11 protein-coding genes are annotated in these 16,240 nt (G+C 62.0%); 6 read left to right on the top strand and 5 right to left on the bottom strand.

The genetic code is table 11. The features are described from left to right. Nucleotides 1-3: 3 nt before the first annotated feature. The 4 genes from IC235_RS20690 (at nt 4) to IC235_RS20675 (ending at nt 3,364) form a co-directional block, all read left to right on the top strand. Nucleotides 4-195: a hypothetical protein gene (locus tag IC235_RS20690; RefSeq protein ID WP_191007120.1), complete on the top strand. Its 192-nt coding sequence runs from the start codon at nt 4-6 to the stop codon at nt 193-195. A 110-nt stretch (nt 196-305) separates the two neighbouring features. Next, nucleotides 306-728: a Fur family transcriptional regulator gene (locus IC235_RS20685; protein ID WP_191007119.1), complete on the top strand. Its 423-nt coding sequence runs from the start codon at nt 306-308 to the stop codon at nt 726-728. Between the two features lie 82 nt (nt 729-810). After that, complete coding sequence (locus tag IC235_RS20680; RefSeq protein ID WP_191007118.1) at nt 811-2,910, top strand: heavy metal translocating P-type ATPase; 2,100 nt, start codon at nt 811-813, stop codon at nt 2,908-2,910. 22 nt (nt 2,911-2,932) lie between these two features. Then, nucleotides 2,933-3,364 carry a DUF3703 domain-containing protein gene (locus IC235_RS20675; protein WP_191007117.1) on the top strand — a complete coding sequence of 144 codons (432 nt, stop codon included), beginning with the start codon at nt 2,933-2,935 and terminating at the stop codon, nt 3,362-3,364. On the opposite strand, the gene IC235_RS20670 is transcribed toward IC235_RS20675, so the two are convergent. From IC235_RS20670 to IC235_RS20660, 3 genes are all read right to left on the bottom strand, one after another. After that, entirely contained in the window at nt 3,289-4,623 is a 1,335-nt protein-coding gene (locus tag IC235_RS20670; protein WP_191007116.1) for a hypothetical protein, read from the bottom strand. The two genes, IC235_RS20675 and IC235_RS20670, sit on opposite strands and share 76 nt — an antisense overlap. Before the next feature lie 169 nt (nt 4,624-4,792). After that, nucleotides 4,793-5,593 (bottom strand): pyrroline-5-carboxylate reductase, encoded by an 801-nt coding sequence (gene proC, locus IC235_RS20665; protein ID WP_191007115.1) that lies wholly within the window; start codon nt 5,591-5,593, stop codon nt 4,793-4,795. A 348-nt stretch (nt 5,594-5,941) separates the two neighbouring features. Further along, the gene (locus tag IC235_RS20660) at nt 5,942-7,123 is read right to left on the bottom strand and encodes an acyltransferase family protein (protein ID WP_191007114.1); all 1,182 of its coding nucleotides are present in this window, start codon (nt 7,121-7,123) and stop codon (nt 5,942-5,944) included. 513 nt (nt 7,124-7,636) lie between these two features. Here IC235_RS20660 and IC235_RS20655 point away from each other — a divergent pair. Next, nucleotides 7,637-10,834 carry a SusC/RagA family TonB-linked outer membrane protein gene (locus tag IC235_RS20655; RefSeq protein ID WP_191007113.1) on the top strand — a complete coding sequence of 1,066 codons (3,198 nt, stop codon included), beginning with the start codon at nt 7,637-7,639 and terminating at the stop codon, nt 10,832-10,834. An 87-nt stretch (nt 10,835-10,921) separates the two neighbouring features. Next, the gene (locus tag IC235_RS20650; protein ID WP_191007112.1) at nt 10,922-12,235 is read left to right on the top strand and encodes a RagB/SusD family nutrient uptake outer membrane protein; all 1,314 of its coding nucleotides are present in this window, start codon (nt 10,922-10,924) and stop codon (nt 12,233-12,235) included. Nucleotides 12,236-12,456: 221 nt separating this feature from the next. Here IC235_RS20650 and IC235_RS20645 read toward each other — a convergent pair whose 3' ends face one another. Both IC235_RS20645 and nagB read right to left on the bottom strand, forming a co-directional pair. Further along, entirely contained in the window at nt 12,457-13,668 is a 1,212-nt protein-coding gene (locus tag IC235_RS20645; protein WP_223847456.1) for an anhydro-N-acetylmuramic acid kinase, read from the bottom strand. Between the two features lie 592 nt (nt 13,669-14,260). Next, complete coding sequence (gene nagB, locus IC235_RS20640; protein WP_191007111.1) at nt 14,261-16,195, bottom strand: glucosamine-6-phosphate deaminase; 1,935 nt, start codon at nt 16,193-16,195, stop codon at nt 14,261-14,263. Nucleotides 16,196-16,240 lie beyond the last annotated feature (45 nt).

Below are 16,240 nucleotides of genomic sequence, written 5' to 3'. Positions count from 1 at the left end.
TCAGTGGCTGGGGGTTCAGCATTCGTGGAGAGGGCGGCCAGCACGAGGACTTACACCCAGCGCTACGGGTACAATTTGCTGGGCAACATCACGCACGTGCGCCACAGCGGGGCCAGTGCTTACACGCGCCAGTTCATTTACGGCTTCAACCGGCACTGGGAAGACCTGATGCGGCTATTCAACGTAGTCAGGTAACGTTTACAAACGCTCTCCACTCACCAGGGTATCAACCTCGCCGCTACCTTCGCCCCACTGGGCCTCACTTGCCGCGGGCAAAGCTGAAAAATGCGCAAGAGGAATAAACCATGGCACATCCACTGGAAGACACCCTTATTGCCAAGCAGATCACCCCCACGGCCATGCGCCTGCTGGTGCTCGACGTGCTGCAGCAGCACCCGGCGGCACTAAGCCTGGCCGATGTGGAGCAGCTGCTTGGCCACGTCGACCGCATTACCGTGCACCGCACGCTAAAGACTTTCACCGATAAAGGCTTGGTGCACCGCGTCGAGGACGGCAGCGGGGCCGTCAAATATGCCTTGTGCGAGCCTGGGTGTACGCCTGGGCACCACCAGGATTTGCACGTGCACTTTTTCTGCACCCGCTGCCGAGAAACCAGTTGCCTGCCCACGGTGGCCGTGCCGGTTGTTGCCCTGCCCGGCGCCTACCAGGTGCAGGAAACCAGCCTGGTGATGAAGGGGCTCTGTCCGCGGTGCGTCGGTACCCGCTGAAACAATGCAATAGCGTTGCATCACCTGGGGAGCGAGGTTTGCGTTCGTAATCAGAACTGTTTTCTTACCCGCTCGACTTGCCATGCCGGATCCTTCATCCCAAACCACGAACGAGGAACTGAACCCCGCCCAGCAGGCGGACCTCGACAATGTGGGCGCACTTAACCGCGAACAGCTCCCGTCCAAAGCCGCGGCCGATCCCAAAGGCCATGACGTGCCGGGCCATAACCACGCCCCGGCTGCTAACCCGAAGCCGAGTACCGACCCCAGTCATGACCATGACCACGACCATAATCACGATCACGACCATGACCACGGGCCGACTACGGCTAATCCGTACCGGTGGCCGGGCGTGAGCCTGGTATTGCTGCTGGGCGGCATTGCCCTGGATTACGTTGACGCGACTTGGTTCACGGGGTACGTCCGCCTGGCGTGGTACATTGTCGCGTTCCTGCTGGTGGGCTGGAAAGTCATCCGCTCGGCGATTCGGAGCATTCCCTCGGGCAATATCTTCAACGAGTTCCTGCTGATGAGCCTGGCCACGGGCGGCGCCTTCGCCATCGGCGAGTACCCGGAAGGCGTGGCCGTGATGTTGTTCTACACGGTAGGCGAACTGTTTCAGGACGCGGCCGTGAACCGCGCCAAGCGCAGTATCCGCGCCCTGTTGGAAATTCAAGCCAGCGAGGTGACCGTGCTAAGCGGGGGCGGGCCCTTGGTACTCGGTCCCGAGCAGGTGCAGATCGGCGACGTGATGGAAATCAAGCCCGGCGAAAAAGTAGCCCTCGACGGCACGCTGCGGGCGGCGGCAGCTTCTTTCAACACGGCCGCGCTCACCGGCGAATCCATCCCCCAGACTAAGCAGCCGGGCGAGGCCGTACTGGCCGGCATGATTAACCGGGAAACCCTGGCGCGAGTGGAGGTCACGGCCGCGTTCGCAGACACCAAGCTCTCGAAGATTCTGGCGATGGTGCAGGATGCGGTGGGTCGCAAAGCCAAAACGCAGCAGTTCATCACCCGCTTCGCCCGGATATACACGCCCCTTGTCGTGGGCCTGGCCGGGCTGCTCCTGCTGGTGCCCGCCTTCGTGGTGGAGGACTACGTGTTCCGCGACTGGCTCTACCGGGCGCTGGTTTTCCTGGTAATTTCCTGTCCTTGCGCGTTGGTGGTGAGCATCCCGCTGGGGTACTTCGGCGGCATCGGTGCGGCGGCCCGGGCCGGCATTCTGTTCAAGGGCGCCAACTTCCTTGACGCCCTACGGGAGCTGGACACGGTGGTGCTGGACAAGACCGGCACGCTCACCCGGGGCGTGTTTGCCGTGCAGCGGGTCGAAACCGTACCGGGCCTCGAGACCAACCAGTTTCTGGATCTGGTGGCGACGCTCGAAAGCAAGTCGACGCACCCCATTGCCCAGGCCATCGTGCGGCACGTGAGCCAGCACGGCGCCGTCCGCTCTCCCGAAGCGGTGGAGGAAATTGCTGGGCACGGCCTGCGCGGTAGCGTCGGCCAACAGGAAGTGCTGGCCGGCAACACCACGCTGCTCACCAGGTTCGGGGTGCCTTACCCGGCCCAGGTCGACCAGATTGCGGACAGCATCGTGGTGGTGGCCATTGATGGGCGCTACGCCGGTTACCTCACGGTGGCAGACGCACCGAAGGCGGATGCGGCCCAGGCCGTGCGGGAGCTCAAAGCCGACGGCATCAGCAAGCTCGTTATGCTCTCCGGCGACAAGGACAGCATCACCCAGCGGGTAGCCCGGGAACTGGGCATCGACGAGGCCCACGGCGGCTTGCTGCCCGAGGACAAAGCCCGTTACGTGCAGCAGTACCTCGACGAGGGCCGCAGGGTGGCGTTTGTGGGCGACGGCGTGAACGACGCGCCGGTGGTAGCGCTGGCCGACGTGGGCATTGCCATGGGCGGCCTGGGGGCGGACGCGACTATTGAAACGGCCGACGTAGTGATTCAGACCGATCACCCCAGCAAGGTTGCCACCGCCCGGCGCATTGCCCGCGCCACCCACCGGGTGGTGTGGCAGAACATCTGGCTGGCGTTTGGCGTGAAGGCCATCGTGTTGGCGCTAGGTGCCGGGGGCGGGGCCACCATGTGGGAGGCAGTGTTTGCCGACGTGGGCGTGGCGCTGCTGGCCATTCTCAACGCCGTGCGTATTCAGCGCATGAAGTTTTAACGCGCGTTCTATCAATCAAGCCATGTTTTACCTCCGACTACCCCGCCGCCTGCGCTCGTACTACCGCGCCGAATTGCAAGCCGCCCGTGCCGCTACCGCCCGCCAGGACTTGCCCAGGGCCTTCTCACATCTCGAGCGGGCCCACATCCTGGGGCAGCGCTGGGCGTTGCCACACACCCACACGCACTTGCTCATGCTGCACCACGGCCTGCGTATCCGCGACTTGCGCGAAATCCTGGGCCAGCTCGTGCGCATTATCGGCGGTTTCGCCCTTTCGTTTTTCGGCCGGGTTCCCACCGGCAACACGGGTGGTGCCAATGTGCCCGCCGAGCAACCCATGCCCGTACCGGCTGATTTGCAAGCGATTCTAGCCGAAAGCTACCACATCCCCCGGGCCGCCAACATGCGGGCCAGCGGGGTGCCGGGGCGCACCAGGGGGCGCAAGTCGCGGTAGGGCACCAGCACCGTTTCGCGTAGGTTACCTAGTGCCTGTCCCAGGCTGCCCCGCCAGTACGATACTTCCAGGCCCTCGCTGGTAAAGGCAATTTGCTCAGGCACGGGCGCTAAGTCGCGCAACAGCCATAGGCTATTACTAAACGCGGTGTCGGAGGCTGCCTTTGGCTTCGGTTTTTCCTCCCACTGCCAACTTTGGCTATGGGCTTTATTGGTGTCATCAAACTTGGCATCGTGTAGTAGATGCCAAGCTATCAAGCGGCGCAACGGCAGGTCGTACTGCGGTCGCAGTTGACTCCGCATAGTCAAGGCCCGTCCCGTAGCCAAGTCAAACAGGGAGCCACGCACCTCATATTGTGGCCGGCCACCATACGGGCTGGCCATGTAGTAGGTCTGGTAGCTAAGTAGCCCAAAATCATTGAGCCGCATTGCTAGCGAATAGGTTGCCCGTCCATCACCCTCCAGGCGGGCCCGCAGCGTACGGCGGCATGCTGCGGGTGTGGGGTTCAACACCGCCCGCAGGGCCGGCGGCACGGTGGCGGGCCCAGCGGGCAAGCGCCAGAAATCATAGCTCAGGCTGGGTTGGTTGGTGCAGTTCGGGTCATCAGACTTGTCAACCAGAGACTTGCCTCCGCGCAGGTATAGCGTGCGGATTGCCAGCGGCACTGCCCCCACGTAGCTTTCGCGCAGTGCCACGTGCTGCGAACCGGCCGCCGTGCGCCAACTGCCCGCCAGCATTGCTCCCGGTCGGGCCGGTAGGTGCCACTGGCTGTTTGGGGCAGAGTCATTGGGGTATTCCGGCGATACCTGCAGCACCACTGCCCGTCTTGCGCGTGAGCTACTCGAACTCAGCTCATAGGTCGGCCCGCCCCGGTGCAGGTAGAAAAAGCCGGTTATCGAATCGGGGTTCTGCCACTGCAACAGCGCGGTGGCGGCCTGCCCACCCACCGTGCCCACGTAGCGCCGCACCAGCAACGGCCGCTGTGCAGCCCGGCTGCCCCGGCTAAACACCAAGGGGTGTGGTGGGCACGACTCCAGTACTGGCGCAGAGGCCGCCGGCGGAATCTCGGCGGTGGCGGTCAGCGTATCGGACTGGATAGGAGGGGCTAGTGGTGCGGGCTGCTTGGCTACCGTTACCGGGGCAGGCACTGGCAACCGCCTAGTCCCTTGGTAAGCCGGCAGCATCACTGCCGGAAGCATTGCCAGCAGCACCGTGGCGGTCAGCACAGGGCGGAAGTAGGCCAGGCTATTCGTTTTCAATGTATCAAGTAGAAACAGACTGGGCTACCACATCACCTGAAGTTCGCTCCGAGGCGCATGCCATGCCTCGGCCTTTGTCGTGCATTTCTTTTTTGGAGGCATCTGGAAGAAAGCAGCACCGCCCCCTTGCCCCGCCGCTTTTCAGCGTATTTATTTAGGATAGAGAGCGTCAGCGCCCCAGCTCTTCGGCCCGGTCGCGCGCGGCTCGGGCTCCGGCTACCAGCCCTTCGCGGACGGCACCCGTACTAAAAGCTCCTAGCGCCGCTTCGGTGGTGCCGCCCTTGGAAGCCACCCGGGCAATCCAGTCGCCGCAGCTCAGCCCCGACTGCGAGTACAGATCTACTGCCCCGCGAAAGGTCTGGCTGACCAGCAGCTCCGCTTCGGCAGGAGTGAAGCCCATTTGGGCGGCGGCGGCCATCAGGGCATCCATGCAGTAGTACACGTAGGCTGGGCCGCTGCCGGAAATGGCCGTGGCCGCATCAATGGCCGATTCTTCTTCGACGTACACTGTTTTGCCGGTTGTCGACAGCAGGTTTTGCACTTGCACCAGCTCGGCGCGAGTCACCTCGTCGGTGCTGGTGAAGGCCGTCATGCCCATGCCGATTTGGGCCGGCAGGTTGGGCATGGCCCGGATGACTTTCGGGGTGCCCAGGGCTTCGCGTAGCGTGGCAATGCGGACCCCGGCCATGATGCTGAGTACCACCTGCTGCGGCTGCACCAGCCCCCGTAAGGCCGTAAATAGGGTGGGGGAGTCCTGCGGCTTCACGGCCAGGATGAGGATGTCGGCCCCGGGTACGCACTCGGCCGGGTGACCCCACACGGTGCCGATTTCGTGGGCCGCCAGGGCCGGCACCCGCTCGGGCGAGCGGGCCAGCAGCCGCAGATCGAGCCGCGATGTGATGTGGGCGCGCACAAAGCTGCGGGCATAGGTCAGGCCCATGTTGCCACCGCCGATAATGAGGATTTTCATGTGATAGATAAATGGAGTTAGCAGTGCCCCGAAGGAAGTTGGTGAGGTGGCGCTCGCTGGGGCCGCCCGGTGGCGTAGAAAGGAGCCCAGGTTGTGAAATGGCTGCTGCCCAGTCGTATCCGGTAGGGCAGCAGGGGGGTACTACGGCGGGATGAGCGGCTGGCCGTCGCGTAGCAGACGCAAGTTCGTCAGGCGCGGTCATTCACCATTGCGCAGTGCTGGCCAGCAAAGCCTTTTGTCATGGTCGGCCACGCTTCTCATCGCCAACTTTAAACTGAAAATTGATTCTGGCCAGTTGAGGTGCTCCGGTTGCGCTCAGTGGCGGATTGTTACTCTTCCATACCACCGTCACACTTTCAGGATGATGCCTTTTTTGCGCATCCAGCTCAAAATGCCCAGCCAAATTAGGACCAGGAGCAGCGCCCCAGCCAGCGAAGCATTACGGGGGTCGGCGAAGTGTGGGGCAATGCCCCACTCATACAGCCACTCTTTAAGCCCGACCGTTTGGCCACTGGGCCCCCGCAGCTTGAACAGGCCAAAGGTGCGCGAAAGCAGGGCCGACAAACAAAACACCAGAATGGCGTTGACGCCGTAGGCCAGGGCCGGGCCCGTCCAGGCGCGGTAGCCCTGCACGTCGCACACCCAGTACAGGGCTGCCAACCCGGCCACGGCCAGCCCGCCGGTGTACAGCACGTACGAGCTGCTCCACAGCGCCTTGTTAATGGGAAACCAGGCGTGCCAGATAAGGCCGAGCACGATCAGGGCCCCCGCGGCCACGAACAGCCAAGCCACTTTGGCGGCGGGCTCCTGGTCGCGCCTGCGCAGCCACTGGGCGCTGAGGCTACCCAGCAAGCCCGTACCCAAGGCCGGCAGGGTACCGAGCAGGCCTTCGGGATCCCAGGTTCGGCTGCTTTTCCAGAGGTGAGCCTCGCCGAGAATCAGGCGGTCGAGCCAGGCGCCGAGGTTGGTAGCGGGCTCCAGATTGGCCGGGCCGAAGCCGGGCACGGGTACCAGCTGCAACAGCACCGCGTAGCCCACCAGCAAGCCGGCCAGCAGCCCGAGCTGGGTGCGCCAGGTGGTCTTCAAAAAGATAATGCTGCACCCCAGAAACACCAGGGCAATGCGTTGCAGCACGCCCATGATGCGCACCCCGGCAAAATCGAACTTCGGATAAAGCGACAGGAGCAGGCCCAGGCCAAAGAGCACCGCCGCCCGGCGCAGCACCCGCCCCAGCACGGCACCCTGGGGGCCCCCGCGCTGCTTCACGCCGTCGAGGGCATATATCAGGCTCACGCCCACAATGAACAGAAAAAAGGGGAAAATGAGGTCGGTGGGCGTGCATCCGTTCCACTCGGCGTGTTCCAGCGGCGGGTAGATGTGGCTCCAGCTGCCGGGGTTGTTAACCAAAATCATGGCCATTACGGTGAGCCCGCGGAACACGTCGAGCGAGATGAGGCGGCCTGGCTGGGAGGCTTCGGCCAGGGGCTGCGCCCCGGTAGTGGCCACGGCGGCCTGGGTAGTGGTTTGCATGAGACTAAGGTCGTTATTTATTCCTGGTAGAAAAAGAGCGCGTCCGCAGGTAGCGGGGCAAGCCTAGCCACCCAACAAATCAGATTCCGGCGGCCACCTGGCGCGGCTGTCGGGGCGTTACCGATGGCGTCGCTCGCTGCTCCCGTTAGCTGTCTTCGCCGAGCATGTAGTGAGCGTCGGTTAGGCAGGCTGAGGGTGGGGCTGGCGCACATCGGGGCCGCGCAGCCGGCTGGTTTGGCGTCGGCGAGGTGGGCAGTGCCTCAGACCTGGGGATGGCCCCGACGCCAAAAGTAGCTGGGCGGCAGAAGCCCCCGCCAGCACCATTATTCGCGACTACTTCCCGGCCTTTGCATTGATTTACAGTCCGGCAAAAGCACCCCCTTGGTGGATAGAAGGACCATCCCCGTGGGAATATAGACGGCCCGCAAAAAAATCTTTGTCGTGCTTTTACTTATTGTAAATTTATTGCGGTACATTTTGCTTGATTTCCCACTCTTTCATTTTTTTAGTTTGATGAAAATATACCTCTTTACTAGGTTGTACCGGCAATGGGCCAGCCTGCTCCTTTTACTCCTGCTCGCCACACGGGTCGGGGCGCAGCCCAGCAGCGCGCAGCGCTACACCCTGACTGGCCGGGTAACCGACGCTGCCGGCCGCGAGCTGCCGGGCGCCACGGTGCTGCTCAACGGCACGTCGTCGGGCACGGCCACCAACGCCGACGGCACCTACACTCTGGCCGTGACGATGGCACCCGGTGAGTACAGCCTGACCATTTCGCTCATCGGCTACGCGACGGTTTCGCGCTCCCTCACGCTGGGCTCGGCCGCAACCGTGACCACCGACGTGTCCCTGGCGGAAGCCCGCCAGAAGCTCGATGAGGTAGTTGTGGTGGGCTCAACCATCAGCGCCCCGAAGCGGGAGCTGGGCAACGCCATCAGCACCATTAAAGCGGAAGACTTAGCCCAAAGCGGGTCGGGCGGCCTGCTGAACTCTTTGCAGGGCAAGGTGACCGGGGCGCAAATCACCCAGAACTCGGGCGACCCGGCAGGTTCGCTTTCCATCCGGCTACGCGGTGTTCACTCGCTGGTGGGCTCCTCAGATCCGCTTTACGTAATCGACGGCGTAATCGTGAGCAACGCCAGCACCAACGTGTCGCAGCTGGCCGTAGCCAACGACGTGGGTGCGGCCAACACCGGCCAGAACCGCCTGGCCGACCTCAACCCTAACGACATCGCCAGCATCAACATCATCAACGGTGCCGCCGCGGCGGCCCAGTACGGTTCGCGGGCAGCCAACGGGGTAGTGCTCATTACGACCAAGCGCGGCCAGAATGGCGCGCCTCGCGTGTCGGTGTCGACCAGCTTTAACATCAATGAGCTGCGTAAATCCGTGCCAGTGAATACGTATGGCAAGCAGTTTGGGGCAAGCAGCCTTAGGTTGTATACCATTGGCGCGGCAGGGGCCCTGGCCAGCCAGCCCGATGTCACCACTGTGGGTATTACCCGGGCCAACGCGACTACGTTGCTTACCACCAACCTAGTGGACGTGACCCGCTATAACTACTTCGACCAAATCTTTCGGACGGGCTACGGCACCGATAATGCAGCCTCTATCTCGGGTGGCAATGAACAGACCCAGTATTACGTCTCGCTTAATTACCTGAAAAACCAGGGCATCATCAAAGGCACGGACTTTACGCGTTACAATCTGCGTGCTCGGGTGGACCAACGGCTTACCAAGTGGGCGAAAATTTCCGCGGGGTTGAGCTACATCAACAGCTTCTCAAATGAGAAAGCCAACGGTAACGTGTTTTATAGCCCGATTAACTCCGTCAACATCACCAATAACATCTACGACATCACCCAGCGGGACGCCCGCGGCAATCTGCTGGCCGTGGAGCCCACTCGCGTCAATCCGCTCTCAACCATTGAGGACATGAAGTTTACGCAGGGCGTGAACCGAACGGTAAGTGACTTACAAGTGAACCTGTCACCGTTCAAGACGCTATCGGTGGACTACATCCTGGGTGTGGATACTTACTCGCAGGCGGGCCTTAGCTACATTCGCCCCTATCCCTACCAGCCCACGGCCGGGCTGCCGGCCGCCCGTTATCCGTTCGGCTACGCGGCCAACGGCAATAACGTGTTGCTGCAGCTCAATTCCGATCTGAACCTGGGGTACGAGTATCAGGTGAACGAGGCCTTCAAGATAAACCTGCGGGCGGGTTACAGCTACCAGTACAGCCAGCAGGAATTTGCCGCCACGCAGGGCCAGAACCTGGCCCCGGGCATTGAAACCGTTTCCGGAGCGGCGAACACCACCGTAACTTCAGCCTACAACGTCGACCGGTTCGACCTGAGTGGCTACTATGCCCAGGCCACCTTTGGGTTCCGTAACCTGGCATTTCTTACCGGGGCTGTCCGGCGCGACCAATCCTCGAAGTTTGCGAAGTCACTCACCAACGTGTACTACCCTAAGGTGAGCGCCTCGGTAGTAGTGTCAGACCTGGACTTGTGGAAGAACGCGGCTTTTGCCACTGCCTTTAACAGCCTGAAGCTGCGTACTAGCTATGGAGAAGCTGGCAATTTGACGGGGATTGGGGCCTACGACCGAATCTACCAGTACAGCCCCGTGGGCTTTTTGGGCCGAAATACGATTGTGCCTAACGCCCAATTCGCCAATCCGGAGGTGAAGCCCGAGCGGATGAGCGAGTTGGAGGGGGGAGCGGATTTGGGCTTCTTCAACGACCGGATCAATTTAGGCGTTACGGCGTACTATCAGAAAGTTAACGATTTGGTGGTGAGACGCAACATCGCTCCTACGACGGGTGGCTCCAGCATCGTTAACAACGTGGGAACGATGGAAAACCGGGGTCTTGAACTGTCGTTGGGGGCCGTGCCAGTGAAAACCCCAGACTTCACCTGGGACGTTTCGTTCATTTACAATCGCAACCGCAACAAGGTGCTGAGCTTGCCCGGTTCCGGCGGCTTCACCCAAGCTATTTCCGTCGACAACGCGGCCGGGGCACCGGTGTACCTGCTGGAAGGCCAAGCCGCCGGGGTGTTTTACGGCTCGGGCTACGCCCGCAACCCCGATGGCTCGCTCTTGCTCACTCCCCAGGGGTTCCCGCAGGATGAGCGTACCATGGGGCAGGCGGTAGGGTCGACGACCTTCACGCTGGCCCGCAACAGCCAGGGCCAGCCCAGCTACGCCCCCGGCACGACCATAGCCAACGTCCTCATCGGCGACCCCAATCCGAAGTGGACCGGTTCTTTCAACACCAACCTGACCTACAAGAAGCTGACCTTACACGTGCTGCTCGACGCGGTGCAGGGTGTGGATGTGTTCAATGCCGACAAGCGCACGCGGCAGGGCGTGGGCCTGGGCGACCTCGCCGAGCAAGAGCTCCGGGGCACGCTGCCGCGCGGCTATATCTTCGCCATTTATAACACCCAGGAATTCCGGATTGATAACGGCTCCTACGTGAAGCTGCGCGAAGTAGGGTTGAACTACACCCTCCCGAACGTTATCAAGTTTGTTAGTGCGTTGAACGTGAGCCTGGTAGGTCGCAACCTTTACTCGTGGGACAAATACAATGGGTTTGACCCCGAAACCAGTGCCGGTGGTTCCAGCGACCTGTTGCGCGCAATCGACTTCGGCAACGTGCCCATCCCGCGCACCTATCAGCTGAAGCTGGCGGCTACCTTTTAACTATTCAGTGGGCGGGCTTAAAGCCCTTGTGCCGGGCTACCACGTACCTGGCCTCTCCCGCCCCGAGCCCTAACCTTGAACCTCATCATGAAAAAAATTATTTTACTCATGTCCGTGCTTGCGCTGGCCATGAGTGCCTGTAACAAGGACTACACCAACCCAAGTACCACCACTCCGGAGTTAGCCGTTCGAGACTCGGATGGGTTGATTACCCTCTGCAATGGCCTTCAAGCACGCTACGCGACGGGCGGCCTTGTTAGTGTACTCTATAATCGAGTTGCTTTGGGTGGGCTGAGTACTGGCGAGCTGACTATTCTCAACGTCGGCAACATCGAAGAATACAACATCAGCCTGGGGGCCGGTAACGCCAACAATACCAATGGGGTTATCCGCAACATCTGGACGCAGGCCAATCTGGTGAAAGCCAACGCGGACTTGATTCTGCGAAACTCCGGCAACGCAGTAGACCCGGGCACCCGGAGCGGTATTGTAGCATACGCTTCCATTTTCCGGGCCTTGTCGTTGGGCACGTTGGCCGAGTTTTTTGAGCAGGCCCCGCTGGTTGTACAAGAAAACGCCCCATTTGTCGACCGGCTGACATTGCTACGCAGTGCGGTTGCCCAGCTCGAAGCCGCTGCCACGCAGCTGGCGGCTACGCCCGTTTCGGCCGATTTTAATTCCAAGATCGTACCCGGCATTAACCTGACCAATACCCTACGAGCGTTGATAGCGCGGTATAGCCTAGAAATTGGTGACTATAGCCGAGCAATAAGTGCCGCTGGTGCGGTCGAACAAAACCCAACAAGCCTGACCGTACGTTCGGTGTTCAACTTTGACGATAACACCCGCAATCCGCTATTCGAAACGTCTTTCGGCAACCGGAATTTATTTGAACCGACCAACGCTAACCTTGGCCTGACGGGCGCCTTGGCTCCTGATCCCAACGACCGACGGGTGCCGTTCTTTATTCGCGCTAGTCCCACCCCCCAGCAGAACCGCGGCGCGGGTTTCTATACTGCCAACAACGCGCCTATTCCCGTTTATCTGCCTGGTGAAATGCTGCTGATCAGAGCCGAAGCGTACGCCAGGACTGGAGAGTTGACCAATGCTGTGGCGGAACTGAATAGAGTCCTGCCCAAAACCCCGACTACCGATGCCTTCGGTGTTGGGGCAGCCCTGCCTCCGTACTCGGGGCCGCTGACAGCTGATGCCGTGCTGTTAGAAATCCTACGTAACCGTAACATTGAGCTGGCTTTTCAGGGCTTCCGCCTCAGCGACAGCCGCCGTTTTAACCGCCCGGGTCCGGGTGCCCCGGGTGCCGAGCGGAACCGTAATTTCTACCCTTATCCCAGGGTCGAGCGTGAGAATAATCCCTCCACGCCCCCTGACCCCACCATTTAGCCAGGTCAGCATCCGGTAACCTTAATGGGGGACTCTTTTGAACTCCAGGCCCCGGCTGTTGAAGACTCAAAAAAGCCCGCTGTATACCTACAGCGGGCTTTTTCGGTATTGCCCGAGCTGGCCGGTCTGGGCGAGATAACAAAAAGCCGGTAGCTACCACCGACATGTAGTTAAAGTGTTCAGGTAATGAGAAGCTTATGTGCTCAGCTGGGGAGAGCTGCCTACCCCGGCAGCGAAACTTTGCCCATGCTCACGGCCGGCACCCGCTGCCGGCCGGCCCCAATGGCCACCGGCTGGCCGGCTACCGCCTCATTGGCCAGTACGGCAAAAAGGATGGCTTCCTTGGCATCGCCGGGTACGCCCAGCGCATCGGTAGGAGTGAAGCTGGCGTGGGGCAACTGGCGTTTCAGCGCCGCGAGCAGGGCGGGGTTGTGGGCGCCGCCGCCGCTGGTGTACACGGCGGTAGGCGCCAGTCGTTGCGCGAAGGCCTCCCGCAGGGCCCGGGCCACGCCCACGGCACTTAACTCCGCCAGGGTGGCCAGGGTGTCCTCGAGGCCCAGGGCGGCAGTGCCGCTGCGCCGCTGGGCATCGGCCAGGTAAGCCGCGCTGAATAGCTCGGGGCCGGTGGTTTTGGGCAGGGCGGCGGCGAAGAAGGGATGGTCGAGCAGGGCCGAGAGCAGCCCGTGGTGGACCTGGCCGGCGGTGGCGAGGCGGCCGTCCTCATCGTACTGCCGGTCGGGATAATGGGCCCGCACGGTGGCATCGAGCAGGGTGTTGCCCGGCCCCGTATCTGTGCTGAAGGCGGTGCTGGCATCGCCGCCGGCTCGGGGCAGGAAGGTGAAGTTGGCAATGCCGCCCAGGTTGAGCAGCAGCCGCTCTTCGGCGGAACTGCTCAGGAGCAGGAAGTCGCCGTAGGCGGCTAGGGGAGCCCCTTCGCCACCGGCTGCCACGTGCTTCTGGCGGAAGTCGCTCAGCGTGATAATGCCCGTACCCACAGCCACGTGGTCGCCGTCGCCGAGCTGCAGGGTGGCATTTAGGGAGAAGTCGGGGCGTTGGTGCTGGTGCCGGGGGGCGTGGTATACGGTTTGGCCGTGGCTGGCCACGAGGTCTATCTCCTCGGGAGCTACCCGCCACTCGCGGAGGCAGGCGAGAATGGCCGCGGCGTGCAGGCTGCCCAGCCAGGGGTTAAGCAGGGTGAGGTATTCCAGACTGACGTGCTCACGGGCAAACACGGTGCGGATGCGCGCCCGCGTGTCGTCGGTGTACGGCACGGTTTGGAAGTGCTCCAGAACCAGTTGGGTGCCCGGTCCGTGGCCCGTGAGCCGGCACAGTGCCACATCGAGCCCATCGAGCGAAGTGCCCGACATGAGGCCGATGATTCGGCGGCTGGGCTGGCTGGCCAGGTGGTGCAGGCGGGCAACGTAAGGGTTCAATGAGAATACTTGATTGAGACAGAGAAAATAAAAACCCTCTCCTTATCCAAGCGAGGAGGGGATGTTTGTGCTTTGGCACGGACGGAAAGGGTAGCTCATGAGCCTTAAAGTTTGCTTATAGCGGTATTCAGCTCCATGTACCGGGCGCAGCCGGGAAAACCTCACGGGACCCCTACGGGGCCAACCCCTCTCCTCAAGAGAGGGGAGCCAAACGGCGTGTACACGGACGAGGAAACGGCTCTAATTGACGTTAAGCCCAGGCCAGTGAAGTTGGCAGCTTGCGGCCAGGTCGTTGGGGGCGTGGTGGTATTCAGGCATTGTTTAAGTAGTCGGTCAAAAGGGATGGCATAGAAGAAGGCGGTCCTGCTGAGCCAAAGCATCTCTACCGTTTGGCTAGCGTTGTGCTACGAAGCGGGAGAGATGCTTCGACCAGCGGACGCCAGATAGAGCAGGACGTTCTGATATGGAATATAGCCGAGCAGTCATAAACAACTGCTTAACTATTTCAACCGCCTCAGTTTTCCGCGGTGCAGAAGGTCCTGCCTCGGCTACGGGGGAGGTTTAATAGGCTACGGGGAGGTTTAATACTTGCTTAAAACTGCCACCGCACAAACGCCTCAATGCCCTCGTACTCCGGCAAACCCAATTGGTCGTAGAGCTTAGCCGTGGTGCGGTTGCGCGCCTCGCTGCGCTGCCAGAACTCACGCTGGTCGGCACCGGGAAACAGCGGCCGGTCTTTCTGCGACTGGTGTTTGAAAATGGCGCGGCGCTTGCGCGTGAGCTCCTGGGGTGAGAGGGGCACGGCCATTTCAATCTGGTCGATGTCCCACTCCTGCCAGGCGCCGCGGTAGAGCCATACCCAGCAGTCGTCCAGCCAGGGCGTGCCGGAGGCTTTGAGCTGGTGGATGGACTGAAAGATGGCCGCCAGGCACACGCGGTGGGTGCCGTGGGGGTCGCTCAGGTCGCCAGCAGCGTAAATCTGGTGGGGCTGAATGCGGTTGAGCAGCTCCATGGTGATGCGGATGTCCTCGTCGCCCAGCGGCTTTTTGCGCACCCGGCCGGTCTCGTAAAAGGGCAGGTCGAGGAAGTGGGCATTGGCGTCGGGCACCCCGGCCAGCCGGCAGGCGCTTTTGGCCTCGCCGCGGCGGATGAGGCCTTTTATCTGCTGCACTTCGTCGGAATCGACCTGACCGGGCGGCTTGTTTTTCAGAAAGTCGGCTACCCGGTGGTACAGGTTGTCGGCCGGCTCCTCGGTAGGCAGACGGAAGGCGTGGTCGTAGTCGGCCACGAAGTCGGCGAAGCGGATGGCCTCGTCGTCGAACACGGCGATGTTGCCCGAGGTCTGGTAAGCCACGTGGACCTCGTGGCCCTGGTCGACGAGCCGCAGCAGGGTGCCACCCATGGAAATCACGTCGTCGTCGGGGTGAGGCGAAAAGATAAGCACCCGCTTCGGAAACGGTTCGGCGCGTTCCGGGCGGTAGGTGTCGTCGGCGCCGGGCTTGCCGCCCGGCCAGCCGGTGATGGTGTGCTGCAACTCGTTAAAGATCCGAATGTTGATGTCGTAAGCCGGACCCGACTGCGCCAGCAGCTCGGAGAGGCCGTTTTCGTTGTATTCTTCGTCCGTGAGCTTGAGAATGGGCTGGCCCAGGGTACGGGCCAGCCAGGTCACGGCTTTGCGCACCAGGGCGGTGTCGTGCCAGTCGCAGGGCAGGCCCAGCAGCCAGGGCGTTTTGCGGGGCGTAAGCTCGGCGCCGGCGGCCTCGTCCAGTACCACCTGCACGGCGGGGTGGCGTTGCAGGTAGGTGGCGGGCACCGAGTCGGTAACGTCGCCTTCTATCATGCGCTTCACCACGGCGGCTTTGCCCTCACCCCAGGCCAGAAGCACAATTTGGCGGGCTTCGAGGATGGTGCCCACGCCCATGGTCATGGCCCGGCGCGGCACGTTCTCCTCGCCGTAAAAGTCCGATGCCGCGTCGGTGCGCGTCACGTGGTCGAGGGTGATGAGGCGGGTGCGGGAAGCCGGGCCCGAGCCGGGCTCATTGAAGCCAATGTGGCCGGTGCGCCCGATGCCGAGCAACTGCAAGTCGATGCCGCCCGCTTCCTGAATCTGCTCTTCGTAGCGCCGGCAAAACTCGGCTATCTGGTCCGCGGGCACGGTGCCGTCGGGAATGTGCACGTTTTCGGGGCGGATGTCGACGTGGTCGAACAGGTACTCGTGCATGAAGCGTACGTAGCTCTGCAGCGAGTCCGGAGCCATGGGGTAGTACTCGTCGAGGTTGAAGCTGATGACGTTCTGGAAGCTCAGGCCCTCTTCCTGGTGCAGGCGCACCAGCTCTTCGTACACGCGGGTGGGCGACGAGCCGGTGGCGAGTCCGAGCACGCAGGGCTTGCCCTCGGCGGCCCGTGCCCGAATCAGGTCGGCGATTTGGGTGGCGACGGCCGAGGAGGCGAGCTCCGAATCGGCATAGAGGCTGACGGGTAAGCGGGCGCCCGCCGTAGCGGATAACGTAGCAAGAGGAGAAGCCATAAAGCAAAAAGCCGAAGCCGTGAGTGGGAATAGGCGGAAAGTTGG

The organism is Hymenobacter montanus, from assembly GCF_014699115.1.
GTDB classification, from domain to species: domain Bacteria; phylum Bacteroidota; class Bacteroidia; order Cytophagales; family Hymenobacteraceae; genus Hymenobacter; species Hymenobacter montanus.
The sequence above is the reverse complement of the archived record's forward strand: the minus strand, read 5'-3'. Positions and strand labels throughout refer to the sequence as shown.

Coding starts and splice junctions, on each gene's coding strand:
- IC235_RS20685 (WP_191007119.1), top strand. CDS start 306: ATGGCACATCCACTGGAAGACACCCTTATTGCCAAGCAGATCACCCCC.
- IC235_RS20680 (WP_191007118.1), top strand. CDS start 811: ATGCCGGATCCTTCATCCCAAACCACGAACGAGGAACTGAACCCCGCC.
- IC235_RS20675 (WP_191007117.1), top strand. CDS start 2,933: ATGTTTTACCTCCGACTACCCCGCCGCCTGCGCTCGTACTACCGCGCC.
- proC (WP_191007115.1), bottom strand. CDS start 5,593: ATGAAAATCCTCATTATCGGCGGTGGCAACATGGGCCTGACCTATGCC.
- IC235_RS20660 (WP_191007114.1), bottom strand. CDS start 7,123: ATGCAAACCACTACCCAGGCCGCCGTGGCCACTACCGGGGCGCAGCCC.
- IC235_RS20655 (WP_191007113.1), top strand. CDS start 7,637: ATGAAAATATACCTCTTTACTAGGTTGTACCGGCAATGGGCCAGCCTG.
- IC235_RS20650 (WP_191007112.1), top strand. CDS start 10,922: ATGAAAAAAATTATTTTACTCATGTCCGTGCTTGCGCTGGCCATGAGT.
- nagB (WP_191007111.1), bottom strand. CDS start 16,195: ATGGCTTCTCCTCTTGCTACGTTATCCGCTACGGCGGGCGCCCGCTTA.